The 24409-nt window shown below is 63.1% G+C and carries 26 protein-coding genes and 1 pseudogene; 13 read left to right on the forward strand and 14 right to left on the reverse strand.

Features of this window, described 5'->3' with window-relative positions:
• From AC0L17_RS26195 to AC0L17_RS26215, 5 genes and pseudogenes are all read left to right on the forward strand, one after another.
• Positions 1–923 (forward strand): annotated as a pseudogene (locus tag AC0L17_RS26195) (FAD-dependent oxidoreductase); the annotation flags it as partial.
• Positions 892–1089, forward strand: coding sequence for a sulfur carrier protein ThiS (thiS, locus tag AC0L17_RS26200; protein WP_287100067.1), 198 nt, complete (start codon positions 892–894; stop codon positions 1087–1089). The pseudogene AC0L17_RS26195 and the gene thiS, both read left to right, overlap by 32 nt.
• Positions 1090–1093: 4 nt before the next feature.
• A complete protein-coding gene (locus tag AC0L17_RS26205; protein WP_473517934.1) occupies positions 1094–1867 on the forward strand; it encodes a thiazole synthase in 774 nt (257 codons plus the stop codon).
• Positions 1864–2469: a thiamine phosphate synthase gene (locus AC0L17_RS26210; protein WP_473517935.1), complete on the forward strand. Its 606-nt coding sequence runs from the start codon at positions 1864–1866 to the stop codon at positions 2467–2469. The genes AC0L17_RS26205 and AC0L17_RS26210 overlap by 4 nt, the downstream gene beginning before the upstream one ends.
• Positions 2460–3224 carry a hydroxymethylpyrimidine/phosphomethylpyrimidine kinase gene (locus AC0L17_RS26215; protein ID WP_473517936.1) on the forward strand — a complete coding sequence of 255 codons (765 nt, stop codon included), beginning with the start codon at positions 2460–2462 and terminating at the stop codon, positions 3222–3224. Before AC0L17_RS26210 ends, AC0L17_RS26215 begins: the two co-directional genes overlap by 10 nt.
• A 116-nt stretch (positions 3225–3340) precedes the next feature.
• Here the strand turns inward: AC0L17_RS26215 and AC0L17_RS26220 are convergent, their stop codons facing one another.
• The 7 genes from AC0L17_RS26220 to AC0L17_RS26250 form a co-directional block, all read right to left on the reverse strand.
• Positions 3341–4309, reverse strand: coding sequence for an ABC transporter ATP-binding protein (locus AC0L17_RS26220; protein WP_473517937.1), 969 nt, complete (start codon positions 4307–4309; stop codon positions 3341–3343).
• A 2-nt stretch (positions 4310–4311) separates the two neighbouring features.
• Complete coding sequence (locus tag AC0L17_RS26225) at positions 4312–5319, reverse strand: ABC transporter ATP-binding protein (RefSeq protein WP_128247496.1); 1008 nt, start codon at positions 5317–5319, stop codon at positions 4312–4314.
• A gap of 2 nt (positions 5320–5321) precedes the next feature.
• Positions 5322–6239, reverse strand: coding sequence for a dihydrodipicolinate synthase family protein (locus AC0L17_RS26230; protein WP_473517938.1), 918 nt, complete (start codon positions 6237–6239; stop codon positions 5322–5324).
• A gap of 19 nt (positions 6240–6258) precedes the next feature.
• Positions 6259–7161, reverse strand: coding sequence for an ABC transporter permease (locus tag AC0L17_RS26235; protein WP_473517939.1), 903 nt, complete (start codon positions 7159–7161; stop codon positions 6259–6261).
• Positions 7161–8120 (reverse strand): ABC transporter permease, encoded by a 960-nt coding sequence (locus AC0L17_RS26240; RefSeq protein WP_091590302.1) that lies wholly within the window; start codon positions 8118–8120, stop codon positions 7161–7163. The genes AC0L17_RS26235 and AC0L17_RS26240 overlap by 1 nt, the downstream gene beginning before the upstream one ends.
• A gap of 81 nt (positions 8121–8201) precedes the next feature.
• On the reverse strand, positions 8202–9788 hold the full coding sequence (locus AC0L17_RS26245) for an ABC transporter substrate-binding protein (protein WP_236371914.1): 1587 nt from the start codon (positions 9786–9788) through the stop codon (positions 8202–8204).
• A gap of 40 nt (positions 9789–9828) precedes the next feature.
• The gene (locus AC0L17_RS26250) at positions 9829–10578 is read right to left on the reverse strand and encodes a FadR/GntR family transcriptional regulator (protein WP_473517940.1); all 750 of its coding nucleotides are present in this window, start codon (positions 10576–10578) and stop codon (positions 9829–9831) included.
• A 110-nt stretch (positions 10579–10688) separates the two neighbouring features.
• On the opposite strand from AC0L17_RS26250, the gene AC0L17_RS26255 reads away from it, so the two are divergent.
• The 4 genes from AC0L17_RS26255 (at position 10689) to AC0L17_RS26270 (ending at position 14463) form a co-directional block, all read left to right on the forward strand.
• Positions 10689–11660 carry a Gfo/Idh/MocA family protein gene (locus AC0L17_RS26255; protein ID WP_473517941.1) on the forward strand — a complete coding sequence of 324 codons (972 nt, stop codon included), beginning with the start codon at positions 10689–10691 and terminating at the stop codon, positions 11658–11660.
• Positions 11657–12652 carry a Gfo/Idh/MocA family protein gene (locus tag AC0L17_RS26260; protein WP_473517942.1) on the forward strand — a complete coding sequence of 332 codons (996 nt, stop codon included), beginning with the start codon at positions 11657–11659 and terminating at the stop codon, positions 12650–12652. Before AC0L17_RS26255 ends, AC0L17_RS26260 begins: the two co-directional genes overlap by 4 nt.
• Complete coding sequence (locus tag AC0L17_RS26265; protein WP_473517943.1) at positions 12642–13595, forward strand: dihydrodipicolinate synthase family protein; 954 nt, start codon at positions 12642–12644, stop codon at positions 13593–13595. Before AC0L17_RS26260 ends, AC0L17_RS26265 begins: the two co-directional genes overlap by 11 nt.
• A 97-nt stretch (positions 13596–13692) precedes the next feature.
• Positions 13693–14463: a TIGR01458 family HAD-type hydrolase gene (locus AC0L17_RS26270; protein ID WP_473517944.1), complete on the forward strand. Its 771-nt coding sequence runs from the start codon at positions 13693–13695 to the stop codon at positions 14461–14463.
• 39 nt (positions 14464–14502) lie between these two features.
• Here the strand turns inward: AC0L17_RS26270 and AC0L17_RS26275 are convergent, their stop codons facing one another.
• Entirely contained in the window at positions 14503–16035 is a 1533-nt protein-coding gene (locus tag AC0L17_RS26275) for an FAD-dependent oxidoreductase (RefSeq protein ID WP_473517945.1), read from the reverse strand.
• Between the two features lie 279 nt (positions 16036–16314).
• Here AC0L17_RS26275 and AC0L17_RS26280 point away from each other — a divergent pair, with 279 nt between their 5' ends.
• Together AC0L17_RS26280 and AC0L17_RS26285 are read left to right on the forward strand one after the other, a co-directional pair.
• Positions 16315–17286: an SDR family oxidoreductase gene (locus AC0L17_RS26280; RefSeq protein ID WP_287052323.1), complete on the forward strand. Its 972-nt coding sequence runs from the start codon at positions 16315–16317 to the stop codon at positions 17284–17286.
• 88 nt (positions 17287–17374) lie between these two features.
• Positions 17375–19087 carry an HAD family hydrolase gene (locus AC0L17_RS26285; protein ID WP_473517946.1) on the forward strand — a complete coding sequence of 571 codons (1713 nt, stop codon included), beginning with the start codon at positions 17375–17377 and terminating at the stop codon, positions 19085–19087.
• Between the two features lie 165 nt (positions 19088–19252).
• Here the strand turns inward: AC0L17_RS26285 and AC0L17_RS26290 are convergent, their stop codons facing one another.
• The gene (locus AC0L17_RS26290) at positions 19253–19699 is read right to left on the reverse strand and encodes a TIGR02588 family protein (protein WP_473517947.1); all 447 of its coding nucleotides are present in this window, start codon (positions 19697–19699) and stop codon (positions 19253–19255) included.
• Entirely contained in the window at positions 19696–20454 is a 759-nt protein-coding gene (locus AC0L17_RS26295) for a TIGR02587 family membrane protein (RefSeq protein ID WP_245277751.1), read from the reverse strand. Before AC0L17_RS26295 ends, AC0L17_RS26290 begins: the two co-directional genes overlap by 4 nt.
• 284 nt (positions 20455–20738) lie before the next feature.
• On the opposite strand from AC0L17_RS26295, the gene AC0L17_RS26300 reads away from it, so the two are divergent.
• Positions 20739–21182, forward strand: coding sequence for a PPC domain-containing DNA-binding protein (locus AC0L17_RS26300; RefSeq protein WP_473517948.1), 444 nt, complete (start codon positions 20739–20741; stop codon positions 21180–21182).
• A 42-nt stretch (positions 21183–21224) separates the two neighbouring features.
• On the opposite strand, the gene AC0L17_RS26305 is transcribed toward AC0L17_RS26300, so the two are convergent.
• The 3 genes from AC0L17_RS26305 to AC0L17_RS26315 all read right to left on the reverse strand — a co-directional run bounded on the left by AC0L17_RS26305 (position 21225) and on the right by AC0L17_RS26315 (position 23731).
• Positions 21225–22499 carry a DUF763 domain-containing protein gene (locus AC0L17_RS26305; protein ID WP_473517949.1) on the reverse strand — a complete coding sequence of 425 codons (1275 nt, stop codon included), beginning with the start codon at positions 22497–22499 and terminating at the stop codon, positions 21225–21227.
• Between the two features lie 150 nt (positions 22500–22649).
• Positions 22650–23186, reverse strand: a complete 537-nt coding sequence (locus tag AC0L17_RS26310; RefSeq protein WP_473517950.1) for a GFA family protein — start codon at positions 23184–23186, stop codon at positions 22650–22652.
• Positions 23084–23731 (reverse strand): alpha-ketoglutarate-dependent dioxygenase AlkB, encoded by a 648-nt coding sequence (locus AC0L17_RS26315; RefSeq protein ID WP_473517951.1) that lies wholly within the window; start codon positions 23729–23731, stop codon positions 23084–23086. Before AC0L17_RS26315 ends, AC0L17_RS26310 begins: the two co-directional genes overlap by 103 nt.
• On the opposite strand from AC0L17_RS26315, the gene AC0L17_RS26320 reads away from it, so the two are divergent.
• Entirely contained in the window at positions 23725–24078 is a 354-nt protein-coding gene (locus AC0L17_RS26320) for a KTSC domain-containing protein (RefSeq protein WP_473517952.1), read from the forward strand. The genes AC0L17_RS26315 and AC0L17_RS26320 overlap by 7 nt on opposite strands.
• Positions 24079–24157: 79 nt before the next feature.
• Here the strand turns inward: AC0L17_RS26320 and AC0L17_RS26325 are convergent, their stop codons facing one another.
• On the reverse strand, positions 24158–24385 hold the full coding sequence (locus AC0L17_RS26325) for a hypothetical protein (protein ID WP_236378400.1): 228 nt from the start codon (positions 24383–24385) through the stop codon (positions 24158–24160).
• Positions 24386–24409: the final 24 nt, after the last annotated feature.

Here is a 24409-nt window from a genome sequence, read left to right on the forward strand (position 1 = left end):
CATTGCCGAGACCCGGCATGGCCTTGGCGGCAACGCATCATGGATGGCCGGCGGCATGCTGGCGCCCTGGTGCGAGCGCGAAAGCGCCGAGCAGCCGGTGCTGGATCTCGGACGCGATGCCGCCGACTGGTGGGATGCGGTCCTGCCGGATCACGTCACGCGGGCCGGAACGCTCGTTTTGGCAATGCCGCGGGATGCGGGCGAACTCGACCGGTTTGCAAGCCGCACGTCGGGTCATCGGCGGGTCGACGAAGACGAAATCGCGCTCCTGGAACCCGATCTCGCCGGCCGCTTCCGTCGCGGGCTGTTCTTCCCGGGCGAAGCCCATCTCGACCCACGCCGAGCAATGGCGGCGCTGCATGAAAAACTCGCCGCAAGCGGCGTCGAGTTCCGCTTCGGAATGGACGCCCGGCACATGACGGGATTCGACCGCGAGATCGACTGCATAGGAATGGCGTCCGGCGATGAAAGGCTTCGCGGCGTTCGCGGCGAGATGCTGGTCCTGCGTACACCGGACATCTCGCTGTCGCGCCCGGTCAGGCTGCTGCACCCGCGTTTGCCGCTCTATCTGGCGCCGCGCGCCGACCACCATTTCATGGCGGGTGCAACGATGGTCGAGAGCCTGTCCACGGAGCCGGTCACGGTACGGGCGATGATGGAACTCCTGAACGCCGCCTATTCGGTTCATCCCGCCTTTGGCGAGGCCGCGATCGTTGAGACGGGCGTCGGCATTCGCCCGGCGTTTTCCGACAACCTGCCGCGCGTCGAAGCGCATGGCAGGACCGTCGCGATCAACGGGCTCTACCGCCATGGTTTCCTTCTGGCCCCCGCCATGGCGCGTCGGGCGGCCGACCTTGTTTTCGATTCTGACAAACCGGTGGAACTTGCCTGATGAAACTGACGGTCAACGGCGAAGCGCATGAGATCACCGCCGCCACCCTGGCGGAGCTTCTCGCGGCGCTCGACTACGAAGGCAACTGGCTTGCAACGGCCGTGAACAGCGAGCTTGTGCACGCGACTGAGCGGGCGCTGTTCCAGCTGAAGGACGGCGACCGGATCGAAATCCTCTCACCCATGCAAGGAGGTTAGTGACGTGATCGAGCTTTACGGAACCAAGCTTCCGTCGCGCCTGCTTCTCGGCACCGCACAGTACCCCTCGCCCGCCATTCTTGCCGATGCGGTCAAGGCATCCTGCGCGTCCGCGGTGACCGTCTCATTGCGCCGCGAAATGGCCGGCGGCAAGGGTGGCGAGAAATTCTGGTCGCTTATCCAATCGCTGCGGCTGCATGTCCTACCCAACACCGCCGGTTGTCACTCCGTCAAGGAAGCCGTCACGACCGCAAATATGGCGCGCGAGGTCTTCGGCACGAACTGGATCAAGCTCGAGGTGATCGGCAATCATGACACGCTGCAGCCTGACGTCTTCAGCTTGGTCGAGGCCGCGCGAATCTTGTGCGACGACGGCTTTGCTGTATTTCCTTACACGACGGACGATCTCGTCGTCGCCGAGCGATTGCTGGAAGCCGGATGCAGGGTGCTCATGCCCTGGTGCGCGCCGATCGGTTCTGCGCTTGGACCGGTAAATATCACCGCGCTCCGCTCGATGCGCGGCCATTTCCGGGATGTCCCGCTGATCGTGGATGCGGGCCTCGGCCGCCCATCCCACGCGGCTCTCGTGATGGAACTCGGCTTCGACGCGGTGCTGCTCAACACGGCAGTGGCCAAGGCCGCCGATCCGATCGGCATGGCGCGCGCGTTCGGCAAGGCGGTCGATGCCGGCCGTGAGGCCTATCGCTCGGGCCTGCTCGAGCCACGCGACCTCGCCGTCCCATCGACGCCGACAATCGGCCGGGCAGTCTTTCAATGAAACTCGATCCTTTTTATCTGATCGTCGACAGCGCCGCCTGGATTGAAAGGCTGGCGCCGCTCGGCGTCAGGCTGATGCAGCTTCGCGTCAAGAACCTCGACGAGGCTGCGTTGCGCGCCGAGATCCGCAAGGCGAAGGCCTTGTGCGCCCGATACAAATGCCAGCTCATCATCAATGACTTCTGGCGGCTGGCGATCGAGGAGGACTGCGATTTCATTCATCTCGGACAGGAAGATCTGCAAGCGGCGGACCTTGCCCGGATAAGGGCTGCGGGTCTCCGTCTCGGCCTCAGCACGCACGACCATCTCGAACTCGAAACAGCCCTTGCCGCCAGACCGGACTATATCGCGCTCGGCCCTGTCTATCCGACCATCCTGAAACAGATGAAATGGGCGCCGCAGGGGCTCGAACGGCTTGGCGAATGGAAGCGCCGGATCGCGCCGACACCTCTGGTCGCGATTGGCGGCCTCAATCCCGACCGGATCGAAGGCGTCTTCGGTGCCGGTGCGGACAGCGCCGCGGTAGTGACCGACATCACATTGGATGCCGATCCGGAAGCGCGAACGCGCGAGTGGATTGAAAAGACGGGCCGATGGCGTTGAGGCGCGAACCGCATGTGCTTGTCGTTGGCGGCTCGGACTCCAGCGGCGGCGCCGGCATAGCCCGTGACATTGAGACGATCTCCGCCCTCGACTTGCGCACCTGCCTTGCAGTTACCACCGTGACGGTGCAGACGCATGAAGCCGTCACGGAAATCCACAATTTGCGACCCGGTCTGGTGGCCGATCAAATGCGTACCGCGCTGCAAGCCAACGCGGTAGGGGCGATCAAAATCGGCATGCTCGCGACGGAGCAAACCGTCGCTGCCGTCGCGGATGTGCTGCGCCAAAACCCACAGATACCGGCAGTCATCGACCCGGTGCTGGTCTCTTCTTCGGATTGGCCGCTTCTGGACACAGGCGCTATCGGCGTCCTGAAGCATGAACTCATCCCGCTTTGCCGTCTCGTCACACCCAACCTCATCGAACTGGCTGTCCTTGCCGGCTCAGACCTGGCCATCGACGAGGACGGCGTATTGCAACAAGGTCAGAAATTGCTCACCGCCGGATTGCAGGCCCTGCTGATCAAGGGCGGCCACGCCGCGGGGTGTCGATCGACGGACATCCTGCTGCGCGCCGATCAAGAGCCCATCCGCTTCGATGCGCCGCGTCTTGGCGGATCGATGCGCGGGACGGGTTGCGCGCTGGCCAGCGCCATCGCCGCGCACCTGGCAAACGGAAGCCTCCTTGAAGACGGCGTGCGCAAAAGCAAGCTGTTGGTTTTCGAGAAGCTTCGGAAATCGATCTCTCGGGATTGAGGCGGTTGAGCTTGGCGGGGGCTTTTCTGGGCAGCAAGCTGGCGGCCGGTTCTTCGCCTCCCTTCGGAGAGTCTCTCAGACAGCACGCGAAGTAAATCGCCATGTCGGCTCTTGTCTCAAGCGATGTCGTCGCGAATGCAGGCCTTCAGATGGTCGTCGGACGTTGTTGCCCGCAACGGCGGGACGATTCCGGCGCAAGCATCGAGGGCATCCGGGCAACGGGTTCGGAAAACACACCCGGTCGGCGGATTTGCCGGGCTTGGAATGTCGCCCTTCAGCACCTGCCGGCCTTGCCTGGCCAGCGGGTCGAGCGACGGAATGGCCGAGAGCAGCGCGCGCGTATAGGGATGCTGCGGCCGGGCATAGAGCGCGGCAGCAGGCGCAACTTCCATGATGCGGCCGAGGTAGAGAACGATCACCGTGTCGCAGATATATTCGACGACGGCCAGGTCATGCGAAATGAACAGCATGGTCAGGCCGAGCCGGACCTGCAGGTCGCGCAAAAGATTGATGATCTGCGCCTGAATGGAGACATCGAGGGCAGAGACCGGCTCGTCGGCGACGATGAATTCGGGTTCGAGCGTAAGCGCCCGGGCGATACCGATGCGCTGGCGCTGCCCGCCCGAAAATTCGTGGGCGTAGCGATCATAGGCATCGGCCGGCAGTTCGACCGCAGCAAGCGCCTTCTCAGCCTTCTCCCGCCGCTCGCGCCTGCTGCCGATGCCCTGAATATCGAGGCCTTCGGTCAGGATCTGACCGATGGTCATGCGCGGCGACAGGCTGGCGAACGGATCCTGGAAAATATACTGCATCTTGCGGCGCTGGCGGGCCAGCGGCCCGGCGCTCAGCTTGGTGATATCGACGCCGTCAAACCTTATTTCGCCGGACGTCGGCTCGATGAGACGCAGCACCGAGCGGCCGATCGTGGTCTTGCCCGACCCGGATTCGCCGACGAGGCCGACCACCTGGCCGCGCGCGATGTCGAAGGAAATATCGTCCAGCGCCCTGACGACGGGACCGCGCGCGAACGCCGTCGGCGCAAAATGCTTGGTCAGGTTCCTGACTGAAAGGAAGGGAGCGTCCACTGTCAGAGATCCTCCCAGCGCAAACAGCGGCTTTGCTGGGTCGACGTCGCCGCGAACAATGGCGGTACAGCAGTGCGGCAGGCATCGACAGCCAGGGCGCAACGCGGCGCGAAAGAGCAGCCCTTGGGCAGCAAGGCAAGCGATGGAACATTGCCGGCGATGGTCGGCAGCGGTGTTCCTGCTGCCTTGAGCGTGGTGGCTTGGCCAAGCCGCGGCACCGAACGCATCAGCCCGGCGGTGTAGGGATGACGCGGACGGTTGAACACCTCGCTCACCGGACCCGATTCCACGATGCGCCCGGCATACATCACCGCGACCCGGTCGGCGATCTCGGCAACGACGCCGAGATTGTGCGTGACGAATAGAATGCCCATGCCGCGTTGCGCCTGCAGCGCGGCCAGCAGGTCGAGAATCTGGGCCTGGATGGTGACGTCGAGGGCGGTGGTCGGCTCGTCGGCGATCAACAAGGTCGGATCGCATGACAAGGCCATGGCGATGGTGGCGCGCTGGCGCATCCCTCCCGACAGCTCATGCGGGTATTGCCGCGCCCGCCGATCAGGGTCGGGAATTCCGACCTGAGCCAGCAGCCGCACGGCATCAGTGGCCGCATCACGGTGCGATCTGCCGAGATGGATGCGGATCGGCTCGGCGATCTGTTCGCCGATGCTGTAGACCGGATTGAGGCTGGTCATCGGCTCCTGGAACACCATGCCGATGTCGTTGCCGCGCACCTTGCGCAGCGACTCGGGATCGAGGCCGGTCAGTTCGGTGACCGTGCCGTCCCTGCGCCGCAGCGCGATCGAGCCCTCGGCAATGCGTCCGACCTTCTTCGGCAGCAGGCCGATGATCGACAGGCTGGTGACCGACTTGCCCGATCCCGACTCGCCGACCAGCGCAACCGTCTCGCCCGAACCTATCACCAGGTCGACGTCCTGCACGGCGGCGATGTCGCGTCCGGCGATACGGAACACCGCTCGCAGACCGGAAATCGAGAGGATCGGAGCGTCCACGGTCAGCGCAGCAAGCCGACGTCGCGAAGGATGATGTCGACCTTTGCGGCTTCCTCGTCGTTCAGGCTGCGTTGCGGCCGCGCCATGGTGTCGGAGGCGATGATGCCGAGGCTCCTCATCGCGGTCTTGAAGGCACCGACCCCGGCCGAGCCGGCGCTCGTCCTGCCGAGCGAGATCCAGACGATCTCGAACAGCTTCAACAGCCGCTCCTGCTCCAGGCGGGCCTCGGCGTGCCGACCCGCCTGCATCAGGTTCCACAGCCTGACGTAGCCGTGCGGGTCGACATTGGCGAGGCCCGGCACGACCCCATGCGCGCCCATGGCAAGCACGCTGTCGACCAGGATCTCGGACCCGGTCATGCCGAAAAAATTCGGGTCGTTGGCCATGTCCTTGAGCACATAACGCAGATTGCCGTCGTCACCGCTGGAATCCTTGATGCCGGCGATAACGCCCTCGCTGGCAAGGCCGACGGTGGTCTGGCGCTCCAGCTTGACATGGACGCAGACCGGGATGTCGTAGGCGATGATCGGGATGTCGACTGCGTCCTTGATGTAGCGGAAGTGATCGCCGATCTCGGGCTGGCTGGTGCGGGCATAGAACGGCGCGGTGACCACGACGGCGTCAGCGCCGGCCGACCTGGCTGTTAGGGCGTGGTTGATGACGCGATCGGTTGTCGGGTCGATGACCCCGGCGAAGATCGGAACGCGGCCATTGTTGACCTTGACCGCGTGCTCGATGATGGCCCGGCGGCCGGCCTCGTCATGGAAGACCACCTCGCTGGTCGAGCCGAGCACGAACAGGCCGTGAACGCCGCCGTCGAGCAGGTTTTCGATGGTCCGCGTGAACGACGCAAAATCGACACTGAGATCGGAATGGAGTGGGGTGACGACGGGTGGCACGACACCGGTAAACAGGGGCATTTTTTCAAAAACCTTCAGGTCAGTTGAGATCGGAACGAGGGTCGAATGCATCGCGCAGGCCATCGCCGATGAAGTTGATGGCCAGCACGGTGAGCACGAGTACGGCGCCGGGAAACATCCATTGCCAGGGGTATTGCTCGAGCACCACGGTGGAGCGGGCGAGATTGAGCATGTTGCCCCAACTGGCTTCGGGCGGTGCGATGCCGAGGCCGAGGAAGGAAAGGCCGGCTTCGAGCAGAATGGCATTGGCGATCTGCAGCGTGGCGTAGACGACAAGAATGTCGATGCAGTTCGGCAGGCCGTGGCGGAACAGGAGATGCGGCAGCCCCGCCCCCATGCCACGGGCGGCGACGACGAAGTCACGCTCGCGCAGCTCGAGCAGCCGGGCGCGCACCATGCGCGACAGCACCGGCCAGGAGAGCAGCGAGATCACCAGGATGGTCGGCGCGATGCCGGTGCCGGCGATCGAAGCGAGCACGAGCAGGAAGATCACCGGCGGCAGCGTCATTGCGAGGTCGACGAAGCGCATCACCGTGCCGTCGACAAGGCGCCCGCCGAAGCTGGCGACAGCGCCGACCAGGAAGCCGATGACGATCGAGATTGCGACCGAGCAGACGGCGACCAGCAGCGAGATCCGTCCGCCTTGCAGCAGCCGGGCCATGACGTCGCGGCCGACGCCGTCGCTGCCGAGCCAATGAACGGCGGACGGCCCCTTGTTGATCGCCCTGAGATCGATGGCGTTGGGGCTGAACGGCCACCACAGGGAATAGGTCGAGACCGCCAGCAGAATGGGGACGACGATAAGCAGACCGGCGCGCGCCGCACGATTTTCAAAGAACCGGCCGAGCGCGCGGCGAAGCGGTCCCTTGGTTTGCGGCCCGGCTGTCGGGTCGATTGTCGGAGCTGGTGCGGTGATCGTCATCACGACACCTGGATGCGCGGGTCGACGACGGCATAGACGATATCGGTCAGGAGATTGACCAGAATGACGCAGATGCCGATTACCAGAGTGGCGCCCATGATCACCGGGTAGTCCCTTGTGCCGACGGCGTTGACCAGCAGCAGGCCCATGCCCGGCCAGTTGAACACGCTTTCGAGGAAGATGGCGCCGCCGATCGCTATGCCGACCGTCGACCCGATCAGGGTGATGACCGGTAAAAGCGCATTGCGGGTTGCATGCTTGATGATCACCCAGAATTCGCGCACGCCCTTGGCACGTGCGGTCCGCACATAGTCCTGGTTGAGCACTTCCAGCAGCGACGCGCGCATGTAGCGCATGATCAGCGCGGCGTGTCCGATGGACAGCAGGCAGGCGGGCAGGACCAGGTGCGCGAGCACGTCCGCTATGGAAAAAGGCGCGCCGGCGGTCTGCATGCCGCCTGATGGTGCCCAGCGCAGCAGCACCGAGAAAAAGTACAGTCCCAGAAGTGCCGTCAGAAACGCCGGGCTGGAGATGCCGACGAAGGAAACCACCGACAGCGCGATGTCGGGCAGCGTGTTACGGCGGACGGCGCTGAAGATGCCGGCGGAAATGCCGAGCACGATGGCGATGGCCAGGCCGGTGCCCATCAACAGCGCGGTCGGGCCGATGCGCTCCATGACCAGCGGCAGCACGCCAACGCCGCTGCGCTGGATCGAATAGCCGAAGTCGCCGCCGAGCGCAGCGCGAAGCCAGGCGAGGTATTGCACGGGAAGCGGCTGGTCGAGCCCAAGCCGGTCGCGCAGGACTTCGAGGTCGGAAGCCGACATCGGGCTGGACGGATTGATATAGGCATCGATCGGATCGCCGGGCGCCAGCCGCAGCAGGATGAAGATGAGGACGCTCAGGGCGACCAGCATCAACAGTCCTGTAGCGCTGCGGCGGGCAATGAAACTCAGCATTGGCTGTCCGTGGCGATGGTGAGCGGACCGGCATCGTGCCAGCCCGTATCATTGGCGGGCCGGAATGGCCCGCCAGCCGTTTTACTGGATGTCCCAGCGTTCCGGGTGAGCCGCATAAGGACCGCCGCCCGGCGCCGGCGTCCAGACAAAGTCACGCAGCTTGTTGGAGGCTACGCCATAGCGGTTGGCCACCCATAATGTCGCCCAGGGCAGATCCTTGTTCATCACCTTGCAGACTTGCTGCCAGGATTGATCGATCTTGGCCGGATCGGTCTGGGCGAGCGCAGCGTCCAACGCGGCGCTGAGATCATCGAACTCGATGCGCATGGTGTTGAAGCCTGCCGGCGGAATCTGGGACTTGTTGAGACCCGGGCTGATGCCGGCCGGATTGGGACCGTTCTGCAGGCCGGCATAGACCATCGCAAACGCGTTCCAGTCCGGCGTGCCTTCCTTGTAGACGATGCCGTTATAAGTCGGCGTATCGACGACGCGCGGCACCACATTGATCCCGACCTCGGCCAGCATCGACTGGATGGCAGCCATCACGTTGGCGGCTTGCGGCGAGCCGTAATAAGTCAGCAAGGTGATCGGCTTGTCGCCGTTGATCTTATCCCAGCCCGCCTCGGCAAGCAGAGCCTTGGCCTTGGCCGGATCATAGGCATAGGGTTCGAGACCTTCGGGAAGCAGGTGCGGCGCGACGTAGCCGCAATTGGCCGGTTTGGCCGCGCCGCCATAGAGGCTCTCGATGATGGCATTGCGATCGATCGCGTACATGATCGCCTGGCGCACGCGAACATCCTTAAAGAGCTCGACCTTCTGGTTGAGGCCGATGTAGTTGACCACATAGGAGGCGCCCTCGATCACCTTGAAATTGCTGTCGCTCTTGAAGGTTACCGCGTCGTCGGGCTCGACATAGGTGAACTGGATTTCGCCGGCGCGCAGCGCCGCAACGGCCGCCGCCGGGCTCTCGAAATACCTGTTGATAAGCACGTCGACCTTCGGCTTGCCGCCGCGATAGTCATCATCCGCGGCCAGTTCGACATATTGATCGCTGACATAGCGCTTGAACTTGAAGGGGCCGGTGCCGACCGGCGTCGTGGACCACCAGGTGCTCGTGGCCAGCGTTTCCGGCGGCATCGCGGCCAGGGCATGCTCCGGCAGGATCATCACCTGCGAGAGAATCGACAGGAAGGAGCCGTTGGGCTTCGACAATTTGACGACCACGGTGCGATCGTCCGGCGCGTCGACCGACGCGATGTCGCCAAGGCGCGCGGCAAACAGGCTGCCGGAGGCCTTGTTCCTGGCGAGCTCAAGCGTGAACTTGACGTCCTTGGATGTGAACGGCTTGCCGTCGTGCCAGCTCTCCTGGGCAAGGTTGAACGTGTAGGTCAGCTTGTCGTCGCTGACCTTGTAGTCCTTGGCCAGATCGCCTTCGAGTTCGGTCAGTTCGGCGTTGTAGATGACCAGCGGTTCAAAATAGGTGCTGAGCCAGGTAAAGCCGCCGGTCGCAGCCAACGGATTGAAGTTCTTGGGAAAGCCGCCGGGGCCGACATCGAAGCCTCCGGTGATGGTCTTGGCGCCCTGTGCCTGGACGCTGGTGGCAAGGCTAATGCCGCCGAGCAGCAGCCCGGTGATGGCCAGATGACGAGCTATAGTTCTGATGCGCATGGTTTCCTCCCTTGGCATTGTCAGGTAGTTCGGCGTTGGGTCAGGTAATCCGGTTTTTGGCGATCACTTGCTGAATACCCCTGTAGTGGTCGTCGAGGCGCTCGCGCGCCCGGTCGACGTCCTTGGCGGCGACCGCCTCGACGATCTCGTGATGGTCGCGCCAGGTCGCCAGCGGCGTCGGATTGTCGAGGCTGGTGAAATTCGAGGCCTTGTTGAACGCCACCCAGAAGATGTCGATCAGCGCGCTCAACATGTGATTGTTCTGGCAGCGGAACAGCAACTGATGGAATTGTTGGTCCTCTTCGGCAAAGCTCTCCTGCCGCTCGGCGCGCCGCCGCATGCTTTCGGTCAGCTGGCGCAGCGCGGCGATGTCTTCGGCGCTGATCATCTCGATGGTTTTTGCGATCAGGCCGGTTTCAAGGACACGGCGGATCTCGCGCAGTTCCTCGACGTCGCGCAGCGAATCCTGCAGGCCGTATGCCAGATTATCCAGCAACGGCTTGAACGAGAATTCCTTGACGAACACGCCGATGCCGCGACGCGTCTCCAGAATGCCGATCGACTCCAGCGCCTTGATCGCTTCGCGCACCGAGTTGCGGCCGACGCCGAGCCGCTGCGCCAGGAAGGTCTCCGGAGGCAAGGGGTCGCCCGCCTTGAGCTGGTTGCTCTGGATATATTTCCTGAGGCTTTCCTGCACGCTGACGTGAAGCAGCGGCGGTCGGGTCAGCGGTTCGATCGATTTTTGTTCCGGGCTCAACTTGGTTTCCGAACTCGATTTGGGTTCCGGCATTTTGCTCCCAGCGCCGCTGCAATTGCGGCCAATGGCGCGTCGCGAAGCGGTCGATGCTTGTAGCATAGCGACTTGTAGGATATCCTGCAAGCAAGAGGTTACATCGCTGAATGAAGATCGTCCTGGCCGGCTCAAGCCATTGGCACGCCGAAATGCATCTCGACGCTGCACGTTTTTGCGGCGCGGAGATTGCCGGCATCTGGGATGAGGACGCGCAGCATGCGTGCGCCTTCGCGACGCGCCAGCATTTGCCGTTCATCGCCGATTTTGCGAAAATCCTCTCCGGCCCGCCGGAAGCGATCCTGCTGATGGGGCACCCTTCGACGGTGCCGGCGCGGGCCCGTACCGTGATCGAAGCCGGCATACCGCTGATCCTGGAAAAGCCGGCGGCCAGCAGCACCGCAGCGTTGGCCGCGCTCAGCGAGTTGGCGAGGCAGCACCAGGCCTTTGTCAGCGTTCCCCTGCCCAACCGCTTTGGGCCGGCCGCCACTGCCTTTGAACGGCTGCGCAGCCAAGGCCGCGCCGGTGCGGTCGCGCATTGCCAGTTCCGGCTGGTCAATGGCCCGCCGCAGCGCTATGCGGCCGACGGCGTCGCCTGGTTGGTGGATCCGGCGATCGGTGGCGGCGGCGCACTGAGGAACCTCGGCATACACGGCGTCAACGCCGCGCTCGGCCTGGCAACCGGCGAGCTCAGGCTAAAAACCGTCTCGATCGAGAACCGCATTCACCGCGCCGCGGTCGAGGACCATGCGCTGCTTGTGCTGGAAGACGCTGCCGGAGCGTTGTTCGTCGTCGAGGCCGGATACACTTTTGCTTCGATGCGCCCCGGCGGCGATTTCGAATGGCGTATCGTCAGTGAGAATGCGACCCTCATCGACTATGGCGAGCGCGCCTTCTGTGCGACGCTCGACGATGGCGCTATCATCGAATTGCCGATCGAATTGCCGGTGACGCGCTACCGCCTGTGCATGAGCGACGCGCTCGACCGGCTGGCTCGAAAAGCGCCGCCGGCGACTTCGATCGATGACTATGTTGCGGCGATGTCGCTGATCGACGCCGCTTATGAAAAGGCAGGACGATGATTGGAATAGGCATTATCGGAGCGGGCGATTTCGGCGCCGCCCATGCAAGGGCAGTCAAGCAGGTGCAGGGCCTGCATCTCGTCGCATCGTGCCGCGGGAATAACGATGCCCTGGCCGCCTTCACCAGCGAACATGGTGGTCGCGGCTATACCGACTGGCGCAAGCTGCTCGACGACAAGGATGTCGACGCTGTTCTCATCGCCAGCCCTCACCATCTCCATGCCGAAATGGCCATCGGCGCGGCGAACGCCGGCAAGCACGTCATGTTGGAAAAACCGATGGCGCCGACGGCGGCGGCCTGCGATGCGATCAACGCCGCCGTGGCCGCCGCTGGCGTCAAGCTGATGGTCGCCCATCTCATGCATTTCGCGCTGCCTTGCATGGCGGCCAGGCAAATGGTTGAGCAAGGAACGCTCGGCCGGCCGCTCGTCGGGTCGAGCTGGATCATCAAGCTGTGGATGGAGCACAATCGCCGCGACTGGCATCTGCGCAAGGCCACCGGCGGCGGCATGCTGTTGACGGCCGGCATCCATGCGCTCGACCGCCTGGTCTGGCTCATGGATGACGACGTCGTGTCGGTGAGCGCCATGCTTGGCGCCATGTCCCATGACCAGGAAGCCGACGACACTGCCCTGCTCGGACTGCGCTTCGCCGGCGGCGGGCTCGGCCAAGTGCAGAGCGTCGGCTATCGCAATGGCGCGGCCGGCTACGCCATGGACCTGGTCTGCGAGCAGGCAACGCTGCGCATCGACATGGGCCGCGGCACGATGCTTGGCCGCGACACGGCCTGGACCGACCTGCCCGGCTCATTCGAGCCGAACTGGATGCATGCTGCACTGGTGCGCGAATGGAGCGCGATGCGCGATGCCATTGCCGACGACAAGCCGGTGCCGGTCGACGGTGCCTATGGCCGCAAGATCATCGCCATCATCGAGGCCGCCTTTGCGTCGAACGAAACGCGCCGCGAGCACGAGATCGCCGATGCGCCCTGAGTTCGACGACCACCTGAGCCACTTGCCCGCAGACGCGCCGCGCGGCGTCTGGGGGGCGGTGATGCTGGCCATCGACGATCGCGGGGCAATCGACTGGGAAGCGACGGAGGAAACGATCGCGCGGCTCTGCGCATCAGGCGTCGACGGCATCTATTCCAACGGCACGGCCTGCGAATTCCACTGCCAGACCGAGCCCGAGTTCGACCGGCTTTGCGCGCTGGTGGCCGCGATTGGCGGCCGCGCGCGCCTGCCCTTCCAGATCGGCATCTGCCAGTCCAATCCGCGCGTCGCGCGCGAGCGGCTGATGCGGGTGTCGGCGCTTCGCCCGGCGGCGGTGCAATTCACCTTGCCCGACTGGTGGCCGCCCAGCGACGGCGAGGTCATGCGCTTCGTCGGCGGCCTGTGCGAGACCGCGCCCGACATGCCGCTGGTGCTCTACAATCCACCGCATGCCAAGCGCCGCCTGACGCTCGAAGCCATCGCCAGGCTGCGTGCAGCGGTGCCGTCGCTGGTCGGCGCCAAGCTGCCGGGCGGCGACCCCGGCTGGTACGCCGACATGCGCCGCGAACTGCCGGGATTTTCGGTCTTCGTGCCCGGCCATGCGCTGGCGACCGGATTTGCCCAGGGAGCGCATGGCAGCTACTCCAACGTCGCCTGCCTTAACCCCAAGGGCGCGGTAATGTGGTGGCAGACGATCCGCACCGACGCGGCGGCCGCTGCCGAGGTCGAGACGCGCATCCAGGCCTTTCTCGCCACCCACGTACTGCCTTTTCGCGCTCGCTATGACGTCAGCGATGCGGCGCTCGACAAAGCGATGGCCGCGGCCGGCGGCTGGGCGCCGCTTGGCCCGCGACTGCTCTGGCCTTACAACTCGGTCCCCGACGAGGCGATCGCGACGCTGGCCCAAGCCGCACGAACGGCCTTTCCCGCATGGTGGCAGTGAGGGTCGTTAGTCGCGCGCCCTGCCCCGCTGATCCAAAGGAACAACCATGGCCTGTTCGGGATTTGACGCCTGACGCACTCGTGGTCATGCTGGACCGATGACAAGAGGTGTACTGCTGGACCTCGCAGGCGTCATCTATGATGGCGAGACCGCCATACCAGGCGGGATCGACGCCGTCGCGCGTTTGCGCCAGGCCGGCTTGGCCATACGCTTCATAAGCAATACCACGCGCTCGTCGAAACAGAGCGTTCTCGAACGTCTGCAGGCGATGGGGCTCGTCGTTACCAAGGCAGATGTTTTCACCCCGGCGCACGCTGCACGCGAATGGCTGCTTCGCAATGGCCGTGCGCCATATTTGCTGATTCACCCCGGCCTTGCGCCGGACTTTTGCGAACTGCCGGATCGCGACAAGCGCGCCGTCATCGTCGGCGATGCCGGAGACGCCTTCACCTATGCGGCATTGAATGACGCGTTCCGCGAGCTGAGCGCCGGGGCCGAATTGCTGGCCCTTGCTACCAACCGGACGTTTCGGGATGCCGACGGCGAGCTCAGCCTCGATGCAGGGCCATTCGTCGCGGCATTGGAATTTGCCTCGCTGAAACGCGCAACCGTTCTCGGCAAGCCCTCGCCGGCATTCTTTCTCTCGGCGCTGGCAAGCATGGACTGTCCGCCAGACCAGGCGATCATGGTCGGCGACGACGCCGAGGCCGACATAGCTGGCGCGCTGCGCGCCCGACTGTCGGGCGCATTGCTGGTGCGGACAGGCAAATACCGGCACGGCGACGAGAAACGGTTCGATCTGCCCCCGACCGCAACCGTCGCCGACCTCGCGGCGGCGACCGACTGGATTCTTGCGCGCCGGGACTGAACCGGCCGCACAGCGTGCGCTTCGCTCGAGATATCCGGGCTAGGTCGTCTGGCGCTCCATTTCCACCTCGGCCCCCAGACTTTCGATGTCGCGGAAGATCGAAGCGACAGCCAGCGTGCGCCCTTCGCGCTTGAAGCGGAGCAGGCAATCCCTGGCAACGATGTCGCCATGGATCGCGATCTCGTCCCATTGCACGGCATGGCCGACATAGTTGATGGGAACATCGTAGTGCTGGCTCCAGAAGAACGGCACGGCGACGAATTTCTGGCGATGGCCGAGCATGTTGAGGGCCGCGGTTTGCCCCTGCCGCTCGGCAACCACCCAATGCTCGACCCGAATGTTCTCGCCACTGTGAGGATCCGGCCACCGCGCAATGTCGCCGGCCGCGAAGATGCCTGGTGCGCTCGTCTCCAAAAAGGCGTTTACGACGACACCGCGGTCAAGGGTGAGCCCCGCCGTTTCGGCAAGCCCTGTCCGCGGTCGCACGCCGATGCCGGCGACGACGAGATCCGCCGCCAAAATATCGCCACCGCTGAGTTTCACCTCGCTGGCGTCGATGCTGCTCGCAGTGTCCTCGAGATGGAATACGACACCATTCTCCTCATGCAGGGCGCGGATGAAGTCGGCCATTTGCGGACCCATGATCCGTTCCATGGGCCGTTTTTCCGGCGCCACGACATGAACTTCAATCGAGCGCGAGCGCAGCGCCGCGGCAACCTCCAGGCCAATGAAACTGGCGCCAAGCACGACGGCGCGGCGCGCAGTCGTGGCTCGCTCGATGATCGCCTTGCAGTCTGCGAACGAGCGCAGCGTGTGAACATGTGGCTGGTCGGTGCCTTGTATGGTCAGGCGAACCGGTTCGGCTCCGGTCGCCAGGAGTAGCCTGTCGTAGGCAGTCCGGGCCCCGTCCGCGAGCACAACCTCGCCAGAACGCGTATCGATGCTGGCGACATCCGCATTGAGGCGCAGGTCGATGCCGTTCTTCGAATAGAAGCTTTCTCGGCGCAGCGGAACCCAATCCTCCGGTGCTTTGCCGGCGAGGTAGTCCTTGGAAAGATTGGGCCGATCAACCGGCGGCGCTTCGTCGTTGCTGAGCATGACAATGCTGCCTTGATAATGTTCGCGCCGCAGTGTTTCTGCCGCCCCGAAACCGGCGGCGCCGCCACCGATAATGACGATTTTTTCGGGAGCCTGGCTGGAGCCGCCAGGGCGCGGCTTGGACACCGTCCGCTTGCGTTTCTCGCCCACGACTATCCGATCATCGCGTTGTTCCACCGACCAGCACGCGAGTGGACTGAAAGCAGGGGCGCGCAAGGCCTCGCCTGTACGCAAATCAAAACACGCGTGATGCCAGGGACACCGGACGGTGTCTTCCGCCACAAGACCGTCGACGAGCGGCCCGCCATAATGTGTGCATGTCGCGCCGATGGCGAAGATCGCGGCCCCGCGGCGCACCAGCAGCACCGGCTCATCGCCGCAATGGCCGAGGAGCTTTCCGCCGTCGGCAAGGTCGGATAACGCGATACCCTCGACCAGATCCGGCCCGGTTGGTTTGGCATGATCTTCAGCCATTTTCCTCTCCCTTGGCGCGATCCAGAAGATCGCCTGTACGGCCGAGAAGCGGGAAATCGTCAGGTCACCAGCCTCGAAATACCTTCTGCTTGGCCAGCGCGCCTTAGGGTTCTCGGACACCGCTTGTGCCCAAACGTCCGGCCGCGTCATTCGTTGCCAGTTGCGCAGTACACGCCGTCGATTTCCTGGCGTTTGGATTCGTTGCCGAAGGAATGACGCCGTCGCGTAAACTTTTTCGCCGGACATGCGTTGTTCGTTCTCCAAGCCAAGGAGACAGCCATGCAGATGAAATCGGAAATCGCCGGCGAGGCCGCCAAGCAACGCCACATCCAGCGCGGCATCGACGCCAAGGACAAAACGAAGGGCAACGGCAAGCAACAAGGCGCCATGCAGGCCGGAGCACGCAAATATCCCGAGCCGCCCTTTCCCGAGCAGCACCAGCCGAAGCCAGGGCATGAATGGGCGATAGAGCCGGCGCCGCTTTACGACGCGCCATTCTATATCGGATCAAAAAAGCTGGACGGCAAAGTGGCCGTCATCACCGGCGGCGATTCCGGCATCGGCCGAGCCGTGGCCGTGCTCTATGCGCGCGAAGGCGCCGATGTGGCGATCGTCTATCTGTGCGAGGACAAGGATGCTGAAGAAACGAAGAGGGCCGTCGAAGCCGAGGGCCGGCGCTGCACGCTGGTCAAGGCCGACGTCAGCGAACGCGACCACTGCCACAAGGCTGTGACTAAGGTGGTGAAGGAATTTGGCCGGATCGACGTGCTGGTCAACAACGCCGCTTTCCAGGTCCATTCCAGCGACTTCAGTGAGCTGACCGAGGAGCATTTCGACACGACGCTGAAGACCAACCTCTACGGCTATTTCCACATGGCGCAGGAGGCCGTTCCGCATATGAAGCCTGGTTCGGCGATCATCAACAGCGGCTCCATAACCGGCATCGAGGGCTCGAAGCAGCTGGTCGACTATTCGATGACCAAGGGCGGCATTCATGCCTTCACGCGCGCGCTGTCCGGCAACCTCATCGAAAAGGGAATTCGGGTGAACTGCGTGGCGCCAGGCCCGGTGTGGACCCCGCTCAACCCGTCGGACAAGCAAGCCGGCGACGTCTCGAAATTTGGCGCAGACACGCCGATGAAACGGCCGGCGCAACCGGAGGAAATCGCGCCGGCCTATGTGTTCCTCGCCTCGCCGCATTGTTCAAGCTACATCACCGGCGAGATATTGCCGATCATCGGCGGCTACTGAGAACGTGTCGCCCGCACTGCCTCGATCATCGTGGACCTCTCGCCTGTGGCGGAGGTAGCGGCGATCTCAGATATGAAATGGTCGACAGATGTATTTCATTGCCTTGGCGACGGACTATGACGGCACGCTGGCGCACGATGGGATCGTAGTCGAAAAGACGCTTGCAGCCCTCGAACGGTTCAAGAAAAGTGGCCGCAAGCTCATCCTCGTCACTGGCCGCGAACTGCCCGACCTCAAGCGGGTTTTTCCCGAACTCGGCGTGTTCGACAAGGTCGTCGCCGAAAATGGGGCGTTGATCTACACGCCTGCCAGCGAGGAAGAACGTGCGATCTCACCGGCGCCGGCGCCGAAATTTGTCGCCAGTTTGAAGAAACGCGGCGTCAAGCCGCTTTCAGTCGGACGGTCGATCGTCGCGACCTGGGAACCACACCAGGCAACAGTTCTTGAGGTCATCAAGGAACTCGGGCTGGAGCTGGAAATCATCTTCAACAAGGGCGCGGTGATGGTGCTGCCCACCGGCATCAACAAGGCAGCCGGGCTGGCAGCCGCACTTGAGGACCTCAAGCTGTCGCCACACAATGTGGTCGGTATTGGCGATGCTGAAAACGATCATGCGTTCCTGCGGGCCTGCGGCTGCAGCGTCGCTGTCGAGAACGCCCTTGCGGCGGTCAAGGATACAGCGGATCTTGTAACGCGCGGCGCACGTGGAAAGGGCGTCGAGGAACTGATCGAAAAGCTGGTAAAGCGTGATCGGGAATTTGTCCGAAAAGGCCGTGACGGCATCCTTCTCGGTTCGGTCGGCGGCGACGAAGTCTATCTGACGCCGACCGACACGGTTCTGATCGCCGGAAGCTCCGGCATCGGCAAATCCACCTTGGCCACCGCGCTGACGGAACGCTTCGTCGAGAACGGATTTCAATTCTGCGTTTTCGATCCGGAAGGCGACTATGATGGCCTCGAAGGCGCCGTCCGGGTAGGCGATGCCTCAAGCGAACCGACAAAGGCACAAGTGCTCGACCTGATCGAAAAGCCCGACACCAATGTGGTCGTCAACGGGCTGGCGTTGCGGGTCAACGAGCGACCAGGCTTCTTTGCCGACCTGCTCCCCGGTCTTGGCAATTTCCGCTACCGTACGGCGAGGCCGCATTGGCTGGTCATCGACGAGGCGCATCATCTTCTGCCCAGGAAGCGCGACGACACGCGCGCCATCCTGTCGTTGGAATTGCCTGGCACTGTCCTGATCACCGTTCATCCGGAAGCGATCTCGACCGACGCCCTGCGTCTGGTCACTGCCGTCATTGCGCTCGGTCCCAAGGCCAAGAATGTCATCAAGGCCTTTTGTCAGGAGACGGACACCAAGCCGCCAAAGGATATTCCCTCGCCAAAAGGCGAGCGTGTGCTGTTCTGGCGGCCGCAAGCCCGCAAGAAAATTGCCATGGTCAAAGCGATCGAGCCGCGCCAGTCGCTCAAGCGTCACAGCCGCAAATATGCAGAAGGTCAACTCGACGAGGCCGGCAGCTTCTATTTCAGAGGTCCCGACAACGCGATGAACCTCCGGGCCCACAACCTGATGATCTTCGCTCAGATTGCCGAGGGCATCGACGACAGAACCTGGGAGCATCACCTGCGCGCCGGCGACTATTCCGAATGGTTTCGCCGACAGATCAGGGACAAGGATCTGGCGCGCGAGACCGCCGAGGCGGAAAAGGACGAAATGCTCTCGGCGCAGCAAAGCCGCAAGCACGTTCTGGATGCGGTGCGTCGCCGTTATACGGCTCCTGCCACCGCCCCGGAGGAATAGAGAGGAATAGGGTGCGAAAAGGATCGCCCACGCACGTCATTCTCGGAGGCACCGGCCGTGTTGGTTCTCTGCAGCCATGTCGCTTTTACAGCAGGGCGAAGCAGTGGCCGGGTTGACCGCATCATCCACGCCGAGTTCCATTTCATCCATGGCGTTTTCGATTGGTCAGGGTTCACTGTATCCACTAGCAAAGAGGCGCAGGTCATAGCCCTCGGGATCGCGACGAAAGATCAACGCGCCCTTCCGTTGGGATTTTTGTGGGACATAGTCGAGCGTAGCGCTGCTCTCCTCGACGACCTCATCGCCATTTCGGAGCTCACCTTTGATCTCGACAGCAGCAACTGATTTCCCCGCCCTGTTTGCAGCGGCGAACTCGACCACGTAGCCGCCCTCGGTGGCCGCGACGCCAAGCGGCAGCACAACGATCCGGGCGGTCCCATCGCGCGTGCTCACGCCATCGACGACAAGATAACCGAGCACGGCAAGCAGGACTACGGAGCTTATGCCCGCCACGACCCACTCCGTGACCGAAGTCCCGGGTTTGCGTGTCTTTGCTTTGTTGTCGGACTGCTGCTTCTGTTGCTTGTCGCCTTTTGCGGGGTTCCTTGTCACAGAATGAGCCTCGCAACCGCCGCCCCGAGCGCGCCAGGAAACGACAGAACCACGACTGCACTGAGTGTCTCCGAAAAGCCGGCGCCATCGGTCCTGCCGAAGGTCCATAAGATGTAGAGGTTCACAAGCATCACCAGGACATAGCCGACGATCGCATAGCGAAAGAAGATGCTGACGAATCCAGCGCCTGGCTCGGGACTGTGCGAGCCGCGGAATTCGAACTCATAGACGAAGGCGTGCATGAGAGCGAGGGTGACCACCACCAGGGCGATTTCCTGCCAGGGCTCCATCTTGTAGGCGATGAGGACGACCTCTTCCGTCGGTGCGATGTTCACCGATAGAAACAGCGCTCCGACCACCATCAGGAACAGCTCTCCGGTGTAGCCGGGCTCGGGAATGTCCTCCTCCTCCAACAAACTCGGGCCGAGCTGAGCGCGTGCCAAGGATGCCCCGAGACTGCCTGGGACAATTTGCACCGCAATTTTGCCAATCACCTCCCGTAGCGGCATTTCGGCGGTCACGATGCCGAAAATAAACAACACCGCCGTAGCCGCCACAGCGGCCACAAGTATCGCCACAAAAGCATCGGCGATGCGGTCGCGCAGCGCCACCGTGTGGCGAAAGCCTCCGTACTTGTGCAGCAGCACCAGCATTGGCAAGGTGACAGCGAGGAACAGGGCGAGCCGCAGTGGGTGAAGGTGAAAGCCAAGCGCCCAGGCCTCCATGGTCATCAGCACCGGGGCGGCGAAGATCAACGCTCCGGCAAAGGCACGGCCAAGGCCAATCCAGAACTCACGCGGCGTTGGCGCATGCCTGACGATGATCTCGGTTGGCGCCACGTCCGCTCCTCAGAGATAGCCTGAGGGGAACAATGTTTCCTGGACAATCTTGTTCCGGACCGCTGCAACTTCGGCACAGCCGAACGGCGCTGCGATGTTCAAAGCCAAGCCAAACCTGTTGGGAACTCGCGAGCCAGCTTTCCGTTCAACCTCTCGATCGAATGACAACCCAAAGCCGACACAGCGTCTGGAGTGAAATCATGAAATCGCAGCTCGTCGCCGAAAGCGCCGGACAAAGGACGTTCGTGGTGGTGCTTGATCCCGGCGAGGAAGCTTTCGCGGCGCTTACATCTTTCGCTGTCGATCACGACATCGGCGGCGCCTCGCTGACCGCGCTCGGCGCCTTCGAAAAGGCGACTGTCGGCTGGTTCGACATCGAGGAAAAAACCTATCGGAAAATCCCGGTGCTGGAACAGTGCGAGGTGCTCAGCGCGATCGGCGACGTTGCGATCGGCGACGACGGCAAGCCCAGCCTTCACGTCCATGCGGTGCTCGGATTGCGCGACGGCAGCACGAAGGGCGGACATCTGCTCGATGGCATTGTTCGGCCTACACTCGAAGTCACTTTGGTGGAAACACCTGGTCATCTGCGACGCAGAAAACGTCCGGAACTCGGCATCGCCTTGATTGATTTGGATGCCTGAACACGGATCAGGCCAGGTCCGCTGAACTGCGTTCCGGTCCGATCATCCCTTTTGTTTGATTTGTTTAGCATCCGCTTGCGGCTCGGGTGCGGCCTCCCAGCCGAACACGCTGCGGCCGCCGAGCTGATGCGACCGATCGAACTCTCCGGCGACGATTTCCTTCAGGCTCGGGCCGGTGACATAGCGTTCGACCTGCCGCGACTGCTCGTCCAGCCGCTTCAAGGCGCCGAGTTCTTCGTCGCGACCGAGCCTGGCCTTGTGGACGGCCGACTTCAGGACGCCGATCGTTTCGTCATAGACTTTCAGCGGCACGGGGAACGGATGCCTGTCCTTGCCGCCATGTGCCAGCGAGAAGCGGCCGGGATCGGAAAAACGGCATGGCGCGCCATGCAAAACCTCGGCGACCAGCGCCAGCGCCCGCACCGTGCGCGCACCGACGCCGGGCACCAGGAGAAGCTCGGAGAAATCGGCGGGGCCACGCTCGGCAGCCGCCGCCATGTTGCCATGAAGACGACGCATGACGACATCGCTTTCGCGAACGTCGTGGTGCGCCGGCATGACCAGGTGCGGCAGCATTGGCTGATCGGGCTCCGGTGCGACAGCCACGTCACGTTCGAGCGCGGCGAACTCCCTCAGAATGCGATCCGGTCCGAGATCCTGCAGGAGATTCAACTGGCCCTTGCGCGAGGCGTCGGCGCGGCGGTCGGTCAGGTTGACGATCTCGCCCTGGTTGGCGCCTTCGATGGCGGCATGCGGCTGGTCGACGAAACTCTTCAGGCCTTCGGACAGCCAGTGATAGCGGCGCGCCACCTTGCTGTCGCCGTTCATGCCCTGCTGCACCACGACCCAGTCGCCGTCATCGGTGACGATAAAGCCATGCAGATAAAGGTCGAAGCCGTCCTGGACGGCGGCGCTGTCAACCTTGGCGACGAGCCGGCTGGCCGTTGCCAGGCCTGTTCCATCGAAGCCGACGCGCTCGCCGATGACGGCAAGCTCATGCGGGGTCTTGCGCGAATGCGCGCCGCGGCCGCCGCACACGTGAATGCCGAGCTCGCCGGAGAGCGGAGCCAAGCCACGTTTGAGGGCGCCGATGACGCTGGTCGTGATGCCGGAGGAATGCCAGTCCATTCCCATGACCGCGCCAAACGACTGGAACCAGAAGGGATGTGCCAGCCGGCGCAGCAGTTCCTCGCGACCGTAATGGTGAATGATCGCCTCGCACATGACCGCGCCAAGCCGCGTCATACGGTCGCCGAGCCATTTCGGCACGCGTCCGCCATGAAGTGGAAGGTCTGCGCTTCCCGATCGTTGTGCCAAATCTTGCTGCCTGTGCCGATCTATGCCTTGCGCTCAACAGATAGTATCGAAAGCGGCGTGAAGAAGCGATGATGCCGGTTCGTTTGGATTACAAACTGATCGCAATTCAATTCAGCTGGGCCATTCGGGTACCATCGGCGGCTTTGCCGGTTACCGGTCGGCCGGATTTCCGACCGCCGGATCGCGCCGCCTTGAATACCTTCCCACACGCGGCAGATCGTCGCCAAATTCCACCCACGGCAGCTTCATGTCCCAATAGGCATGAGCCTGCGGCGCAAAGCGCTCGGGGTGGTCGAAGAAGCCGATCGTCAGATAAAGTTCCTCGGGAAGCCCCTGGTCGAGGTAGGCTATGGATGTCCCGCAATCGGCGCAGAAGGTGCGGAGCACGCCTCGGGTCCTTGAGAATTTTTTTGGCGCGCCGGTGAGCAATCTGAATTGGGCCGGCCGATAGCCGACCCAGACGGTCAGTGGGCTGCCTATCGCCTTGCGACAATCGTCATCGTGATCGGAGCAAATCCAGAACGGGTCACCATGCATCTCAGCACTTATCGAACCGCAAAAACAGGAGCCGGTCTCGATTCTGGTCATCGAACTATCGCTTCTGATCGAGGCGACCGTTGCGGGTGCAGGGTCCGCAGGGTGATCGAATAGCGGTGCGCGGAAACCGGCGGGATGCTGTGCTCCCATTCGGTGCGCGCCAGGCCCGTCATCAGGTAAGCCGACCTTGGCTCGAGGGTGACGGTCTCGCGAGCCCATCTCGTGCCGTTCTTCCGGCGGAGCCGAAAGCTGCATGGCGCAAGAAGAGAAACGCCGGCCACGGCATCGAACTGCGGCTTGTCGCGATGCCAGCCGATACCCGCGCCGGGCCGATACTCGTTGATCAAGACGTGCACGAAAGCATCGGCGGGCAGCCGCGCAAATGCCGCCACCTTGTCCCTGAGCGGCATCAGAAAAGCAGGGATCGGCGGCGCCTCGACCACCTTGCGTTGGTCAAAATCGTAGCGCAGGCCAAAACCGGCGACGCGCCGGTTTGCGAGATGGCCATGAAAGTCGAAAGGCTGGAAGGCGAGACTTTCGAGCTGCCGCACCAGTTCGGCCTCTTCCGCCGCTGTGATCAGCTCCGGCTGGTAGCGAAATCCTTCCGGCAGGTCGTCACGTGCGTGAAAGTCGGGCGCGAGAAACAGGTCGCCTTGCCCAGCGAATTCCGGCTGCCTGGTTTTGAGCGATGGCATCAACCCTAATTGGTGAAGCCGACCGCTGGCGGCAAGGCCTTGGGGCCAGCCGGATCATCGCCTCCACATGCGCGAGATGGAACCCGGATTGCCGGGGCGGGTTATTGCCCAGGCGCGTCGAGTGTTGGGAAATGCCTTCAACTGTTATCCAAAGCATCAATTACGACCCGGCGACGAGGATCCTCTCCGTATGGTTTGTCCCAAGCGGAAATCGCTACGATTTCAACGACGTGCCGCCGCAAACTTATGCGGCATTCCGCAAGGCCTGGTCAAAAGGCCGGTTTTTCAACGCCTTCATTCGCGACCGGTATAGCTACCATCTGGTCGAGCAGAGCCCGTCGGGATGAAACCCGGTGCCTTGTCGTCAGAAATTCATCCGGAAAGGGAACGCATGCCCTCGCAGAATCCAGTCGGCCGGCCGATCCCTCACTGCGCCGGCGGCGTACCGGGTTGATCGCCGCCGGTGGTCGTCTTCGGCGTCGGGTCCTTGTCGACCTCGGGATTTTGGTCGACGGTGTTGGTGTTGCTTTGGGTCGGCTCAGTGCTGCTGGTACTGCCCTGTGTCGGTTCGGCCTCGTTGCTGCAACCCGCCAGAGCCAGAGCCGCCACCAGCGCCGACAAAAACGACAGTCTCTTCAATGACAATCCCGTCATGGCCAACCGCTCCTTGCTGCTCGA

It is taken from the genome of Mesorhizobium sp. WSM4829 (assembly GCF_055811475.1).